Origin of the sequence: Spongiactinospora gelatinilytica, from assembly GCF_003236385.1 — a bacterium.
In the GTDB taxonomy this organism is placed as follows: domain Bacteria; phylum Actinomycetota; class Actinomycetes; order Streptosporangiales; family Streptosporangiaceae; genus Spongiactinospora; species Spongiactinospora gelatinilytica.
Window position 1 is genome coordinate 1 of sequence record NZ_POUA01000174.1, and the last position, 14,926, is coordinate 14,926.

Consider the following 14,926-nt stretch of genomic DNA (forward strand, 5'->3'; position numbering starts at 1 on the left):
ACCGCCTCCACCGCCTCCCCCGGCGCGGCCGGATCGGAGGGCGCGGCCGAGACCCGGGTCTTCGAGGCCGACAACGGTGACATCACCATCCCGGTCAATCCCAAGCGCGTCATCGCGACGGGCTACGCCGTGCCGGTGCTCATCGAGGCCGGGGCCTCCCTGGTCGGGATCTCCACCTGGCAGCGCGGCGTACCGCTGATGACCGACGCGGACCGCGCCACCTACGAGAAGCTGACCAAGGTCGCGGGCGAGACCGCCGCCGAGACCAACTACGAGGCCGTCGCCGCCGCCAAGCCGGATTTGATCGTGATCGGCGTGCCCAAGCCGGTGCTCGCCGACGTGGACATGAAGCGGCTCGCGTCGATCGCGCCCACCATCCACATCGGCCCCACCGTGCCGGACGCCTGGCGCGAGCTGTCCCGCCGCCAGTCCGACGCGGCCGGGCGGCTGTCCTACTTCGAGGCGGAGAAGGCGGCCTACGAGAAGAAGGCCGGCGAGCTGGCCGAGAAGTACCGCGACGCGCTCAAGGGAGTGAAGTTCGGGCACGTCGGGTCGTACGGCGACGTCGCCAAGGGGACCTTCCACCGCGAATACGCCCGCTCCTGGGGCACCAACATCGCGCAGGACATCGGGGTGACCTACTACGGCGAGGTCAAGGAGAAGGGCGGCGGCGGCAAGGACGTCGCCGAATACTCCGCGATCGAGGAGCTTCCGGACAGCCTCGGCGAGGCCGACGCGATCACGTACTCCGTCCAGCCGGACGGCACCCCCAACGCGGCCATCAAGCACGTCCTCGAATCCAAGCTGTGGCCGTCGCTGCCCGCGGTGAAGGCCGGCAAGGCGTTCCCGCTGCGGTACACCGAGGCCGCGACCTACCGGTCGGCGACGAAGACCCTCGACGCCATCGACCAGGCGCTCGCGCCGCTGCTCAAGCCATGAGCCATACGACTGAGGACAGGTCCGACCCGCGCGAGAAGGTGGCCGCGCACCACCGGGCGGGCAGCGGCAACGTCCGCGTGCCGTACCCGATCGGCGTCCGTGCCACCACGATCGTGGCTCGGCACGAGCTGACCCCGCGCATGCTGCGGCTGACGCTGGGCGGTCCCGGGCTCGACGGCTTCCACACCTACCAGGCCGACGACCACGTCAAGATCGTGTTCCCGGACCTGGACGGCACGCTGCGCGCCCCCGTCCCCAACGACCAGCAGATGCTCGACTGGCCGCACCCCATGCCGCCCACCCGGAAGTACACGATCAGGCGCTATGACGCCGCCGCCCGCGAACTCGACCTCGACTTCGTGCTGCACGACGGCGGCCTCGCCTCCACCTGGGCGGAGAAGACCCAGGTCGGCGATGCGGTCGTGGTCGCCGGGCCGCCCGGGGCCAAGGCGTTCCCGCACACCTACGACCACTACGTCTTCGCGGTGGACCCCACGGCGCTGCCCGCCGCCGCGCGCTGGCTGGAGGAGGCCCCGGCCGACGTATCCGCACATGTCGTGATCGAGTGCGACGATCCCGCCGAACACGACTACCCGCTGCCCGGGCGGCCCGGGTTGGAGATCGTCCGCCTGGTCAGGGAGGGCGGCGGTTCCACACTGGCCGACGTCGTGCGCTCGCTGGACCTATCCGACCGGGCGTTCCTGTTCGCGGCGGGCGAGGCGGGCGACATCAGGCCGCTGCGCGCGTGGAGCGCGGGACGGATGGACGCACTGATCACCGGCTACTGGAAGCGCGGAGTAGCCGGGCTTGTCGAAGACTGAACCGGCGCGGGTCTTTCGGCGGCGGGTCGCCTTCCTGGTGGGGGGCTTGGTTCTGCTCGTCGTCGCGGCCGTGGCGAGCGTGAGCGTGGGCGCGCACGGCGTACCGCTGGAGGAGGTGTGGCGGGCGCTGACCGCGTACGCGGGCACCGACGACCACCTGATCGTCCGCGACGTGCGGGGGCCGCGGACGGTCCTCGGGATCGCGGTCGGCGCGGCGCTCGGCGTGTCCGGCGCGCTCATCCAGGCGATGACCCGCAACCCGCTGGCCGAACCGGGCCTGCTCGGCGTGACCTCGGGGTCCGGTTTCGCGATCACGCTGGGCGGCGCGCTGGGCCTCGGCGGGTCACAGCCCGCCCAGCTCACGCTCGCCGCCATCGGGGCGGTGCTGGTCGCCGCCCTGGTCTACGCAGTCGGCCGTACGTCGCCGCTGCGGCTGGTACTGACCGGCCTCGCGCTCAGTTCGGTGCTCGCCGGGCTGTCGCTCGGGCTGCGGCTGATGCTGCCCGACGTCTTCGACGAGTACCGGTTCTGGTCGATCGGCACGCTGGCCGGACGCGAACAGGCCCCGCTGACGCTGCCACTGCTGGTGATCGCCGGGGCGGTCCTCGGCGCGCTCGCGCTCAGCCGCTCGCTCGGCACGCTGGCACTGGGCGAACAGGTCGCCCATGGCCTCGGCGGCCACGTCACACGGACCCGGGTGACCGCCCTGCTGATCGTTACCCTCCTGGCCGGCGCCGCCACGGCGGTGGCCGGGCCGATCACGTTCGCCGGCCTCATCGTGCCGCACCTGGTCCGCCGCGCGGCGGGCGGCTCGGTGCGCTGGCTGATCGCCCTCACCATGATCGTCGGCCCGGTGCTGTTGGTGGCCGCCGACGTCGTGGCCCGCATCCTGCTACCCACCGGCGAGGTCCCGGTCGGCGTGGTGACCGCCTTTCTGGGCGGACCCGCCCTGATCTGGGCCGTCCGCCGCTACGGGACGGTGTCATCGTGAGGGCGTACGTACTGCGCTTCGGCCGTTGCTCCGCCGCACCCGAACGGCGCACCGTCATCACCGTCGCCGCGCTGACCGTGGCCGCGTTGGCGCTCGCCCTGCTCGGCCTGTGCCAGGGCGCGACCTGGGCCAGTCCCGCCGAGGTGCTGCGCGCCCTGGCCGGACAGGGCGACGCCGTTGTGGTGATCACCGAGTGGCGCGCGCCCCGGGTGGCCGCCGCCCTGGTGTTCGGCGCGGCGCTCGGCCTGTCCGGCGCGGTCTTCCAGAACCTCACCCGCAACCCGCTCGGCAGCCCCGACGTTATCGGCCTGGACTCCGGCGCGTACACCGGGGCGCTGGTCGTGATCACCGTGCTCGGCGGCACGTCGGCGCAGCTCGCCACGGGGTCGATCCTCGGCGGGCTGGTGACCGCCGCCGCGGTTTACGTACTGTCGGCGCGCGGCGGGCTCAGCGGCCTGCGGCTGATCGTGATCGGCATCGCCGTCAACGCCGTCCTGGTCGCACTGAACTCCTGGATCGTGCTGCGCGCCGAACTGGAGGTCGCCATCGCGGCCACCGCCTGGCACGCCGGCTCGCTGAACGGCGTCAACTGGGAGGACGTGCTGCTGCCGTTCGCCGTCATCGGCGTACTGGCGGCCGGCGCCCCCTTCCTGGCGCACGCGATCCAGCAGGCGGCGCTCGGCGACGAGATCGCGATGACCTCCGGCGTGGACCTGCCCCGGCTGCGGTTGCTGCTGGTACTCGCCGGGGTCACCTGCACGGCCACGGTCACCGCGGTCGCGGGCCCGATCGCGTTCATCGCGCTGTCCGCGCCGCAGATCGGCCGCAGGCTCGCGGGCGCGCCCGGCGTACCGCTCGCCCCCGCCGCCCTGACCGGCGCGGTACTCCTGCTCGCCGCCGACCTCGCCGCGCAACTGCTGCTCGCCCCGATCTCGCTGCCGGTCGGGGTGGTCACCACCGTCATCGGCGGCTGTTACCTGATCTGGCTGCTCTATCGGGAGGTGCGACGCGCATGACGGTCGCCGATGCGCGGCTCGCCGCGCGGGAGATCACGCTCGGGTACGGCGAGCGCGTCGTGTCGGCGGGCCTGAACGTCGCCGTACCGGACGGCGCGTTCACGGCCGTCGTCGGCGCGAACGCCTCCGGCAAGTCCACCCTGCTGCGCGCCCTGGTCCGCCTGCTGCGGCCCGAGGCGGGGGCCGTACTGCTGGACGGCAAGGACGTCCGCGGCTACCGCCCCAAGGCCATCGCCAGAGAGATCGCGTTCCTGCCACAGAACCTGCTCGCTCCGGAGAACATCGTGGCCAAGCGACTCGTCGCCCGCGGCCGGTACCCCCACCAGTCGCCGCTGTCCACCTGGTCCGCCGCCGACGAACGGGCCGTGGACGAGGCCATGGCGGCGGCCGGCGTCACCGACCTCGCCGAGCGCCCGGTCACCGAACTGTCCGGCGGGCAGCGGCAGCGAGTGTGGATGGCGATGGTCCTGGCCCAGCAGACCGGGCACCTGCTGCTGGACGAGCCGACCACGTTTTTGGACATCGCGCATCAGTACCAGTTGCTGGCCCTGCTGGCCCGGCTGCGCGACCAGGGGCGCACGATCGTGGCGGTACTGCACGACATCAACCAGGCGTGCCGGTACGCCGACCACATCGTGGCGATGAAGGACGGGAAGATCGCGGCGGAGGGGCCGCCGGGGGAGGTGATCGACGCGGCGCTGGTGGAGGACGTCTTCGGGATGCCCTGCGTCGTCGTCCCGGACCCGGTGACCGGCACGCCGATGGTCGTTCCTACGCTTTGATTCTGGCCGGGGCGAGGCTCAGCAGGCCGCAGCCGTAGGACTTGGCCCGGCCGATGCCCGTGGTCAGCGCGGTCGTGAAAAGGTCTGCGTCGGTGACCACGAGATGGCCGTCGAACCGGACCGGATCAATGGTGATCTTGCTGCTCTCGCGGCGTTTCCCGATCAGCCTCGGGGCCGGGCTGGGCGCGACGTCGGGGCCGCCCTGACGGCTGACCGGGATCACGAAACCGTGCTGCTCGCCCTTGCCGATGAGCCATTCGAGCTGCTGGGCGGGCTGCCGCAACGGTACGCGCTTACGGTCTGCGCTGTCCTTGATGTGCGCGCAGCGCGTCGGGTTGGCCATCAGCCGGAACGCGAACCTCCGGCCCGGCGCGACGGCGTCCAGCACCGGTTGTAGGGAACGTACCTCTGCCGCTCTGAGGAGGAGATCGGCGGGGAGGGCGCTCCAGTCTGGTTCGGTACGGCTCTGCACGTACTGGACGATCTGGCCGTTCGGGAGTGTGTCGATGCGCCACAGCACGCCGTGCTCACTGCGGAACGTGCCGGTGGGCGGCATTTCCGGATAGCCGGACATCACGGTCCGATGCATGTCGTGGACGTCGGTGACGTCCCGGCGAAAGGCGGCGGACTTGGGGTTGACGATGAGCTTTGTCAGGAACACCGGCCCGCCCCTTCACCGGTCAGCACCACTTCCCCGATCCGGACGGCCCGCGCGGCGAACCGCCGGTCGTTCGCCCGGAAACTGACCGGCTGGTCGTACCGGACCTCCGCACCGGGTGTCCCGGGCGGACACTCAACAACCGTCCGCAGCGGCTCTGCCGGAGTGTCTCTCCTCACCAACCATTGGTGCCGCTTCAGGATCTCCTCGGCCGGCTCTGGCTCAGGTCCCCCTCCTGGTTCGAGCAGGGGACGGGCCGGGACGTACGCCTTACGCCCGAACGACAGCGGCCAGTGCGGATTCCGGACAGCGGCGGCGACCCTGTCGAGCATGCTCTCCTCGCCTTCAAGCACCACGAGGAAGAGCGCATCGGCCAGGTAGTAGCGCTCACTCACGACTGTCCGGTGCCCGGTGCCCTGCGTGGTGGGCACGTTCTGAGCGGTGTGATAGTCGCGCTCCATGACCCCCTCACGATCCACCCGCACGGCCAGCCGCAGCCGGGCCAACTCGGCAAGCGCCGCGTCATCGTCCCGGTCGATCCCCATCGCGGCTGCCATCAGGCCGACAACACCTGATTTGGTAGGTTCGGGCATCGTGTCCCGGATGATCCCGCGCGACCTGATCCCCCACGACTGCATCGGCCCGTCGAAACAAAGCGGAAGTGACGCGATCACAGCCCGTACTTCCCGGCGTCGATCACCTTGGTGGTGAAGTCGTTCAGGCTGCCCACCACCTGCACGCCTGCGACATCGGAGATCTTCCCCGACACGGACGCGGCCACGGCGGCACGGATCTGGTCGTCACCATAGAAGCCGCGCAGCTTGCCGAAGTGCTCGACCAGTGCCGTGGTGGACGCCTGCATGACGTCGGCGTCGGTGATGGGGTTGAGGAAGGCGTTGGCCAGGTTCCACGCCCCATGCTCACGGACCACGCCGAGCAGAGTGTCGGGCATGGTCCTCGCCGCCATCGAGTTCTGCTTGCCGCCGGGCACGGCGTTGACGAACGCCAGCAGCCAGGCCCGCGCGGTCCGCTTGGCGAGATCGACGTCACCTTGCAGGTTCTTGGCGAGCTGGGTGAGGTCCACGTTGGCGTAGCGGTAGTAGCAGGCGGTGTTGAAGTCGATCGTGCCGAGCATGTCGGCCCCGGACTCGTCCTCAGGCTTGAAGTCGTCCACGGCGGTGTAGAAATCGAATTCGGTGAGCACGACATGGGTCGAGATCGCGTGCGCCACCTGCGAGGCGGCGTCCACGTTGAGATCCTTGTTGTCGGCGATCATCCGCCCGAACAACGCGATGTCGGCGGCCCGGCTCGCATCGAGAATGCGTCGGATCTCCGCCTGCGCGGCCCTGTCCGGCTTGATCTTCTTCTTCTGCGCCTCCGTCTTGGCCTCGGCGAACGTCTGAAGTTTGTCCCAGTTGTCCCGGCAGTGGTCGGCCAGCCGTTCGACCGACTCCCGCCCGACGAACAGCAGGTACTCGGTGAGCCCCTTGTTGGCGTCCAGCCCGAAACCGAGCTGTTGCAGCGCCGCGATGACGATGGGACGCGCCTCGTCGGGGTTTTTGTCGTGCAGCGCCGCAACCACGCTGTCCAGCAGCCGCTTGGTACGCACCCCCACCTCGGCCCTGTCCAGCCCGTACCTGTCGAACAGCAGCCGGGCGGCTCGCTTGAGACTCTGACTGGAGATCCGCCCCCTGACGTACCCGCCAAAGGTCGCGGTTTTGGGCTGGCCCACGTCGTCCCGGTTCAAGTTGCTGACCGGAAAGGACTGGAGCAGGTGCAACTCGGTGATCATTCCGTCGTCTCCGTGGAGTCGGTGGCCGGGGCTTCGCGGTAGTACTCCTCGGCCCACTTGAGGCGGATCTTGCTCGCCCGGTCGCCCCGGTGCTGGTCGCCCAGCAGTACGAGGAGGTCGTCGAGCAGCCGCCCATAGTGGACCGGCACGTCATGGGCGGACAACAGGCGGACGGCCTGGCGCAGATGGTGCGGCAGGGAGTTCTTGTCCCTGGCGAGCAATGCCATGAGCCGCCGCTCGACCGCCGGGCTGTCCAGCTTGCGGTGCAGCCTGCCCAGCGAGGCTCCGATCGTGTGGCGGCCTCCGCCGCCGTTCCAGCTCGCCGGGTGCAGCGCGAACAGACTGCCGAGCAGCAGCCAGATCTCCGCCTCCTCAGAGTCGGATGGCGGGTCGTGCTTGTACACGATTTGGTAAGCCTGGCCCTGCGGCCTGCCCTCCACGAAGGCGCGCCGCAGGCGTGCGAGTGTGCGGCGGGCGTCGGAGACCTGGTATGGATTGTCCGACCGCAGCGCATGCCCCAGGTTGTTAAGGTATGTGACGTAATTGCCACGTCGTTCTGCGACCGACTCAGGCATCGTCGTCCTCCGTTTTGGTGACGTAGCCGCGGACCTTCTCCTCGAACCAGCGTTTCGACCGGTCAAGCCGCTTACTGAAGTCGCCGTAGCGCCGGCCGAGGGCCGCTGCCATGCGGCCCTCCGCAGGCGTTCCCTTGGCCCACCCCTCCGCGGCGGTGACCGCGAGCCGCCGGACCTGCCGTGCCCATTCCTGGGCGGCGGGCGCCTCAGAGTTTCCCGCCGCGCGGGCCGCACCGAGACCGATCAGGAATCGGCCGAACGGAGCGGAGAGCCCTGGCCAGTAGTAATGGTCGATGTCCGGCGTCTTGTCGGAGCCGAACTCCTTGCGGTGATCTTCCTGCAACGCGTGCAGCGCGGACCCCGCGTCGTCGGCCAGCGTGATGGCCGTGCCGATCAGCGCGCCAAGGGTCTCATCCCGCGCCCGGAGCAGCGGTACCGGTGCGGGGATCTGCTCCTCCAGCCAGGTTTCGACCACCGCCCCCTTGGAGTCGAGCCGCTGCCCGAACACGCGCAGCGTGTGGACCGTGTCCAGGGGGATCAGCCCTCGTTCGGCCAGCTCGGCGATCTGGTCGAGAGCGACCGGCCGTTGCCGGTTCCTGCCCTCCTCCCACACGTCGGTCAGCAGCAGTTCGACGCTGTGCCGCCAGATGCCGCGCATCGGATGCAGCCGTACCGGGTACATGGGTGCATCCGCTTTGAACCGGCCCTTGTTGTCACGGGGCCGGCGGAAGGCCGCCATCAGTTCCTCGTCGGGGGTCCTGATGTCGAGCCGGGTGCCCGGAGTGATGACCACGCCGTCCACGGTGTCGCCCGGGGCGGACAGTAGAACCCGCCTGGACGGCCAGGTCAGTAGGTCGGTCCAGCCGCGCGCGACGCGCTTGTCGGGCGTCGGGGGCGGCGGGGCGTTCTCCCAGACCGGCCGGTCGTACTCGGTGGTCATGCGGGGCTTCTCCAGGCCAGGCTGGTAGACCAAGGCATTGAGCAGCAAGGTCTCCTTGAGCGTTTCGCCCTCCACCAGCACCACGCCGAACCGGTTGCAGGGGGCCTGCTCCGATGACTTGTCCTTCTCATAGGGGGTCTTCATGCCGCCCGGGTCGAAGGCGTGCAGGGTGACCAGCCAGCGGGCGGCCTCGGCCGGGGACAGTGTGATCGTGTCCGTGGCGGTGGTGTGGTCGAAGAGCGTGACATTGTTGCCGACCGCCCGGTACGGCACCAGCTTCGCGGCCGAGGACGGGTCCAGGCCGGCCAGGTCCGGGCACTGCATGAACGGCAGGCGCTGGTGAAACAGGTCGAACCGCTCCCGGTGACGCTCGGCGTACTCGGCGATCGGGCCGGTGGGCAGCCGTTCGGCCTTCCACAGCGCGCTCCACTCCGCCTCGCTCGCCGGGCCGTCGTACGCGCGGTGCAGGATCGCGAGCAGCAGCCGGTGCAGGGCGGCCGTCATCGTCGGGGCCTCCGTGGCGATCCGGCGGATCGCGTGGGCCTGGCCGAACAAGTCCACGATGCCGGTGGACCAGTGCCGGCCATCGGTGCCCATGACCGGTATCCATTTCTGCGTGAGCAGGTCGAAGGAGGTTGTGGCCGCCCTGCTCGCGGGCATTGGCGTACGCGTCGGTGCGGATGCCTCCTGCTGGGTCGGCTCGGGTTCCTCCACGAGCAGGCCGAAGTGTTCGCGGTAGCGCAGCACGTAACCGGCGACCTCGCACCACCCGTCGTTGAGCAGCAGATACCGGTACTCGCGAAGCCAGGGCGAGCCACGGAAGGGCGGCGGCGTGGGCGTCGCCGCTATGGCCTCTACGACCTCGACGGGCACCCCGGCCGAGGTGTCGAGCGTGATCGCCGAGCCGTCCAGGGCCTCCAATACCTCGATGCCGGGCGGGATGGGGGCCGTGAGGTCGATCGGCGGGCCGCCCAGGATCGGTACGGCCCGGCCGTCCCCCTCGGCTCGGAACAGCACCACGTCAACTGACTCCGCCACGCTTCTCTCCCTTCTGCTGCCGTGTTTGGCGTGCGCTCTTGCCGTGCCGAGTCAGCTCGCCGAGATGGGTGACCGCGATTGGGTGCGGCAGGTACATCACGCGGCCGTCGCGCTCGTTCTTCTGCCGTTCCCGCGTCAGCTTCTCGGCCGCGGTGCGCCAGGATTCCTCCCACTTGGCCGGGCAGGGGATCGCCTCGTCGGGACCGTAGACGGCGTCGATCAGCTCCGTCACCTCCACGGCGGGTTCCAGGGCGGTCCGCTCGCGCAGCAGTGCCCAGGTACGCATCAACGTCATCGGGGCGTAGATCCGGTCAAGGTAGGCAGGGAACCGCGGCCCCGCGTCGGTGTCCTCGACTCCGGCGATGGCCAGTACCGGTTCACCGCGCCTGCTGAAGCGGTGCAGCCGCCCGGCCCGCTGGATCAGCCGGTCGATGGGGGAAAGGTCGCTCAGCATGGCGTCGAAGTCGAGGTCGAGCCCGTGTTCGAGGACCTGCGTGGCGACCACGATGGCCCTCGGCCGGGTGCCGTTCTTCCCGAAGAAGGCCCTGAGGTCGGCTTCGACCGCCTTGCGCTCACCGGTGGGCATGGGGCCGTTGATGGCGATCAGGCGGGGGCGCTCGTGCGGTGGCAGGGCGGCGATCCGCTTTTCCAGGGTCGTGTAGGTGGCTTCCGCCCTGCGTACCAGGTTGTGCACGATTGCGACGCACCCGCTGTCGGCCGCGCGGTCCAGCGCCCAGTCCGCGATGTCCTCATCGGGTACGTGCGCCAACCGGATCTTCCGCCCGGCGTTCAGGTCGGAAAGGCCGGTGTCCAAGCTCATCACACTGGCCTTGCCCGCCACCGTCACCCGGGGATAACCGAGGTGCGGCTCGGGGGCGGGCGTCTCGCGGGGCAGACTGCGCAGCAGGCCCGACTGCCAGGCCCGGATCAGTTCCTCCCTGCGGCTCGCGGGCAGCGTGGCCGACAGCATCACCACCGAGGTGCCGAGGCGTCCGAGCCAGGTGAGCAGCCGGTCGAGAATCGTGGACATGTAGGTGTCGTAGGCGTGTACCTCGTCGATCACCACGACCTTCCCGGACAGCGCGGCCAGCCGGACGAAGAAGTGACCAGATCGGATGGCCCCTTTCATCGCCTGATCGACGGTGCCGACGCCGAGCGGGGTGAGCAGGCTCTTCTTGCGGGTGAACCACTTCTGGGCCTGTACGTCGGAGTCGTCCGGGTCGTCGCGGCCGACATCCGTGGGGTATTCGTTCGCGGCGGAGTGGATCAACTGCACGATGGTCCGGTTGTCACCGAGGCGCTTCTGGAGGTCCTGCACCTCGGTCAGCATCTGGTTGCTGGTCGCCTGGGTCGGCATCGCGACGTACGCGCCGATCAGGTTCAGCCTGTGGACGAGGGCGGCGGCGGCCTGGAGCCCGGCCTTGGACTTTCCCTCTCCGGTGGGGGCCTCGATGATGATCAGGGCGGGTTCGTCTCGATCGGCGGTGATGTGTTCGACGAGAACCTGCACGGGGCGAGGGCTGTCGGCGGGGAAGAGCTCGGCGAACGTCGTGGGAGGTGTCCAGGGGTGCAGTTCGAGGTTGCGCACCGCCTCGGTGGCGAGGCGCTGGGTCTCGTTGGCGTACGTGGCGGGGTCGGGCGCGTCGGCGTACGGGAAGTCTCCGGTATTTGACGCGATCCAGTCGCTGACCGACGCCAACGCGGCGAACCCGACCGCGGCGGCGGCGCTCATGTGCACCTTCTCCCACGCCGCGTCGAGGGGCAGCCCGCGTAACGTGACGATGTCCTTGACGAAGGAGTCCCGCCATCCCTCCCAGGCGGGGCCACCATGGTGGTTGATCTCCCGCCGCGCCTGCCGCAACGCACTGCCGTCCGGGAAGTACCCGTGGTGCCCACCGAGCGCCACGGCGATGATCTCGGCCGTTTCCTGCGTCGCACCCCAGCGGAGCAGCATGTCCTTCAGATGCATCGCGGTCAGCAACCCGTGTGGTGTATCGACCCGCTGCTTCAACCCCGCCGGCTTACGCACGGCCTTCACATCCGCCGCCGCCCGCTCGGGGAAGTGGTCCGCCGCGAGGTCGGCCTTGAGGCCCTGGAAAGCCGGGCTGTATTTGCCCAGGTCATGCAGGCCGCACAAGGTCGCAATCCACCCATCCGGATTCCCTAACGGCTCGAACCCGGCCCGTAACTCCGCAAAACACTGAGGCCCAAGCAGCTTGCCGATCAACCGCTCAGCCACCGCCGCCGTATCTAGCACATGACAGACCAGCGGGTGGTACCGGCCCCCGGCCGCCTTCGCCCAGGCGGCCAGGGAGTGGGCCCGCATGTTCACCAACCGCCTCGCCGGAGCAGCCCGATGATCTTTACGAACGCCGCCCCGCCCATCGCGATCGCAGCGGCGGAGGGGACGAGGGGACCACCCGCGCCTTCCATGTAGCGGTCCGCCATGAACCAGGTGGCTATGGCGGCGCAGGCAGCAATGACGGCAGCGACGACGATGATCCGCGCTGTACGAGTGTGAAACGCGTCATCAGGAGGTGGTACAAATAACATGTTCCTGCTCTCTTCTAGGTGTGCGGCATTGCAGTGGCCACGCGGTTGGAACGGGTGGGACGGAGTGAGCTCTGCCCGGCAGTGGAGGTCACTCATATTCCTGGTGCTGTGTACGGCTCGTTCGGGTAGCTGAGCCAATGGTGCTCGATCCCCGCAAGTGCGGGGAAAACGCACAGGCGGACCTGCACACAAGGGGACATCTCCTGGGTGAGGAGAGCGGTCTCGCTTGAAGGGACTCTAGCGCGAATTTAGATGATCTTCCAGTTATTGAAAAATATTGTTGCTGGCGATCCTGCACACAACTTTGTCTCAAGTTGCAAGCAGGATATAAGGCCAGTGAGCATAGGTGCTTGCATGGGCGGGTGAGATGGTACGGTCGGCGCTGATGTGGCAATTGCTTCTTTATGCGACGTTCCTTCCACTGCTTCTGCCTTTGGCGTGCTACAAGCCTGACACGTAGGTGACGGGAGGCGTACCTTTGCTTTAGGCAAAGGCGCACGCAAAGTGTAGGGCGGCTTCTATGGTCGATGATCTGGCCGGTAAGGGTATCGGTGCACGTATTCAGATCATTCGTGAGCGGAAAGGGATGACGAGGGAGACCGTCGCCGGTCTCGTCGGGCGGTCCGGGCAGTGGCTGAAGGACATCGAGAAGGGGCGTCGTGGTGAGCCGCGATTGTCCGTTTTGTTGAAGCTTGCCGAGATACTCGCCGTTACCAACCTCGCCCAACTTCTGGGCGATGAGGTGGATGTGCCGGTGGCGGCGTGGAGGCGCATCCCCCATCCGGCGGTGCCGGCGATCCGGGAGGCCGTGCATGCGCAGCCGCTTACCTTGGAACCCGCCCAGGTTGATGCAGGCGCACTCCAGAGCCGCGTCAGCGACGCATGGCAGTTGTGGCATCGTTCGTCCACGCAACGGACGGACGTCGGGCGTCTGCTGCCCTCGCTCATCACGGACGCCCGGGCGGCCGTTAGGGCTACCGAGGGTACCGAGAGGCGTGTGGCGAACGCCGCCCTGGCTCATGTGTACGGGCTGTGCGAGCAACTACTCGCATGGACCTCCGAACCGGAACTGCTGTGGCTGACCGCAGACCGTGGCATCGCCGCGGCGCAGGACGCGGATACGCCCGAGAGCCTGGCCGGGGCCGCGTGGGTGCTGGGGAATGTCCGCCGCGCGGTGGCCGATTTCGACGGGGCGCGGGAGTTGCTTGATGACGCGATCCGGCTGCTGGCACCGTACCTAGAGGATGGCAGCGATGACCTGCGTGGAATGTGGGGTTCGCTGCATCTGCACCAGGCTGTGACGTGTGCCCGGGCCGGTCATGAGGGGGACGCGTGGCGCTACTGGGATGAGGCCGATCGAACGGCCGAGCGCCTGGGCGTGGCCTATATGCATCCGTGGACGGTGTTCGGTAAGGCCAATGTCCAGATCCATGCCGTGAGCGTCGGCGCGGACCTGGCCAAGAGCAGTGAGGCGCGGCGCCGGGCGGAGTTGGTGGACCCTGCCGGCGTGCAGTCGCTGGACCGGCGGTCGCGGCTGCTGATCGAGACCGCGCGGGCCTACCAGTTGCAGCGCGATTGGGCGGGCGCACTGCACTTCCTGCGCCGCGCCCACGAAGCCTCGTCCGAGGCTGTCATGTACCAGCCCATCGCCCGTGGCATCGCAGTGGAGATCCTTGATCGGGGCGGCCCTCTGGTTGCGCGCGAGGCACGGGCCTTCGCGGCATTGTTGAAGATCCCGGCCTGATCGGGCGCGCGCTTCGCGCCCTTGGATACGGGTGCACATTGCACCGCTACAGAAAGTGTAGCAGTGTGCACCCAGAGTGACTTTCCGGGTGGCCTACCGTCTCGGCGTGACGTGGAACGCGGAACCCGTCGAGACGCCTCACACGCTCGACGGGCTCCTGGCCGCAAGGGAGTGCGACCTGTGAGCGATGATAGACGGTGTGTGCCCAAAGAGGGCATCTCTGGACCCACCCCCCAATACGACGGCCTACTCGTGGTGTGGGAGGTCGATGCGGGCGAGCACGGCGCGGGCGGTGTGACCTCTGACGAGGTCGTAGCGGAGAAGACCAGGCTCGACGCCCTGGAAGCCTTCCCTTCAGGGCGGGGCCGGGTGCGGTACGCGCGGTTGTCGTTCGTTCACGTCGGCTATGTGTACGGCACGACGCTGGTCAGCGCACATCGCGGCGGCGGCGTGACGGTGACCATGGCGGGCGATGCGTGGGAGTACCGCGCCGTGATCGACTCACGCCCTTCTCTGGAGGGTGTGCAGTGGACGACCTGACCGCGCGCGATCGTGCGCACCTGGGTGCGATCGAAGCCACGTTCCCTGGATGGCGCGTCGTCGTTGATCGGGGCTGGTGGTGGGCCACAAAGCACGTTCCGCCGACGCCTGAACAGCGGGCGGCGGGGGTGTTGCACCAGTTCGCTCGGCAGGGGCCGTACGAGATGGTGGCGGCGCTCACTGTGCAACTGGGGATCTTGGCTCGGATGGGGGCGGCCTGAAGGGGCTGCCCGGTAGGGGTTAGTGGCGGACTTGGTACCTGAGGTGGAGGGCTCGGCGGCCTTGGAGGACTACGGGGTCTTCGAGGAGGTGGTGGCCGCCGGTGAGGCCGGCGAGGTAGGGGATGCCCTCGCCGAAGATGACGGGGACGAGGCTGACGCAGACCTCGTCGACCAGGCCGAGTTGGAGGGCCTGGCGGGAGATGTCGGCGCTGGCGACGCAGACTCCCTTGCCGGCGGCGATCTGCTTCGCGCGGGTGATCGCGGGTTCGACGCCGTTGACGAAGGTGGTTCGCGGCCACGGGGAGGTGTCCTGGGG

15 protein-coding genes are annotated in these 14,926 nt (G+C 69.0%); 8 read left to right on the forward strand and 7 right to left on the reverse strand.

Annotated features, from left to right (window positions below):
• The 5 genes from C1I98_RS21380 to C1I98_RS21400 form a co-directional block, all read left to right on the forward strand.
• The coding region (locus C1I98_RS21380; RefSeq protein ID WP_111169210.1) for an ABC transporter substrate-binding protein at positions 1-939 on the forward strand (939 nt) is incomplete at its 5' end.
• On the forward strand, positions 936-1,760 hold the full coding sequence (locus tag C1I98_RS21385; protein WP_111169211.1) for a siderophore-interacting protein: 825 nt from the start codon (positions 936-938) through the stop codon (positions 1,758-1,760). The genes C1I98_RS21380 and C1I98_RS21385, both read left to right, overlap by 4 nt.
• Entirely contained in the window at positions 1,747-2,751 is a 1,005-nt protein-coding gene (locus C1I98_RS21390; protein ID WP_199537101.1) for a FecCD family ABC transporter permease, read from the forward strand. The genes C1I98_RS21385 and C1I98_RS21390 overlap by 14 nt, the downstream gene beginning before the upstream one ends.
• Complete coding sequence (locus C1I98_RS21395) at positions 2,748-3,767, forward strand: FecCD family ABC transporter permease (protein WP_111169212.1); 1,020 nt, start codon at positions 2,748-2,750, stop codon at positions 3,765-3,767. The genes C1I98_RS21390 and C1I98_RS21395 overlap by 4 nt, the downstream gene beginning before the upstream one ends.
• Positions 3,764-4,549, forward strand: coding sequence for an ABC transporter ATP-binding protein (locus C1I98_RS21400; RefSeq protein ID WP_111169213.1), 786 nt, complete (start codon positions 3,764-3,766; stop codon positions 4,547-4,549). Before C1I98_RS21395 ends, C1I98_RS21400 begins: the two co-directional genes overlap by 4 nt.
• Here the strand turns inward: C1I98_RS21400 and cas6e are convergent.
• Genes cas6e through cas3 form a run of 6 tightly spaced genes read right to left on the reverse strand, consistent with a single transcriptional unit; the run spans position 4,539 to position 11,878 of the window.
• Positions 4,539-5,210 (reverse strand): type I-E CRISPR-associated protein Cas6/Cse3/CasE, encoded by a 672-nt coding sequence (gene cas6e, locus C1I98_RS21405; RefSeq protein WP_111169214.1) that lies wholly within the window; start codon positions 5,208-5,210, stop codon positions 4,539-4,541. The genes C1I98_RS21400 and cas6e overlap by 11 nt on opposite strands.
• Positions 5,201-5,881 (reverse strand): type I-E CRISPR-associated protein Cas5/CasD, encoded by a 681-nt coding sequence (gene cas5e, locus C1I98_RS21410; RefSeq protein ID WP_111169215.1) that lies wholly within the window; start codon positions 5,879-5,881, stop codon positions 5,201-5,203. Before cas5e ends, cas6e begins: the two co-directional genes overlap by 10 nt.
• Complete coding sequence (gene cas7e / locus C1I98_RS21415; protein WP_111169216.1) at positions 5,878-6,999, reverse strand: type I-E CRISPR-associated protein Cas7/Cse4/CasC; 1,122 nt, start codon at positions 6,997-6,999, stop codon at positions 5,878-5,880. The genes cas5e and cas7e overlap by 4 nt, the downstream gene beginning before the upstream one ends.
• Positions 6,996-7,574 (reverse strand): type I-E CRISPR-associated protein Cse2/CasB, encoded by a 579-nt coding sequence (gene casB, locus C1I98_RS21420; protein WP_111169217.1) that lies wholly within the window; start codon positions 7,572-7,574, stop codon positions 6,996-6,998. The genes cas7e and casB overlap by 4 nt, the downstream gene beginning before the upstream one ends.
• Positions 7,567-9,552, reverse strand: a complete 1,986-nt coding sequence (gene casA, locus C1I98_RS21425; RefSeq protein WP_146607554.1) for a type I-E CRISPR-associated protein Cse1/CasA — start codon at positions 9,550-9,552, stop codon at positions 7,567-7,569. Before casA ends, casB begins: the two co-directional genes overlap by 8 nt.
• Entirely contained in the window at positions 9,536-11,878 is a 2,343-nt protein-coding gene (gene cas3, locus C1I98_RS21430; protein ID WP_111169219.1) for a CRISPR-associated helicase Cas3', read from the reverse strand. Before cas3 ends, casA begins: the two co-directional genes overlap by 17 nt.
• Before the next feature lie 747 nt (positions 11,879-12,625).
• On the opposite strand from cas3, the gene C1I98_RS21440 reads away from it, so the two are divergent.
• The 3 genes from C1I98_RS21440 to C1I98_RS21450 all read left to right on the forward strand — a co-directional run bounded on the left by C1I98_RS21440 (position 12,626) and on the right by C1I98_RS21450 (position 14,610).
• Positions 12,626-13,849 (forward strand): helix-turn-helix domain-containing protein, encoded by a 1,224-nt coding sequence (locus C1I98_RS21440; protein WP_111169221.1) that lies wholly within the window; start codon positions 12,626-12,628, stop codon positions 13,847-13,849.
• Between the two features lie 180 nt (positions 13,850-14,029).
• On the forward strand, positions 14,030-14,389 hold the full coding sequence (locus C1I98_RS21445) for a hypothetical protein (protein WP_146607555.1): 360 nt from the start codon (positions 14,030-14,032) through the stop codon (positions 14,387-14,389).
• Positions 14,377-14,610, forward strand: a complete 234-nt coding sequence (locus C1I98_RS21450; protein ID WP_111169223.1) for a hypothetical protein — start codon at positions 14,377-14,379, stop codon at positions 14,608-14,610. Before C1I98_RS21445 ends, C1I98_RS21450 begins: the two co-directional genes overlap by 13 nt.
• Positions 14,611-14,629: 19 nt before the next feature.
• Here C1I98_RS21450 and C1I98_RS41595 read toward each other — a convergent pair.
• Positions 14,630-14,926: dihydrofolate reductase family protein (locus tag C1I98_RS41595; protein WP_368773535.1), on the reverse strand; the 297-nt coding region annotated here is incomplete at its 5' end.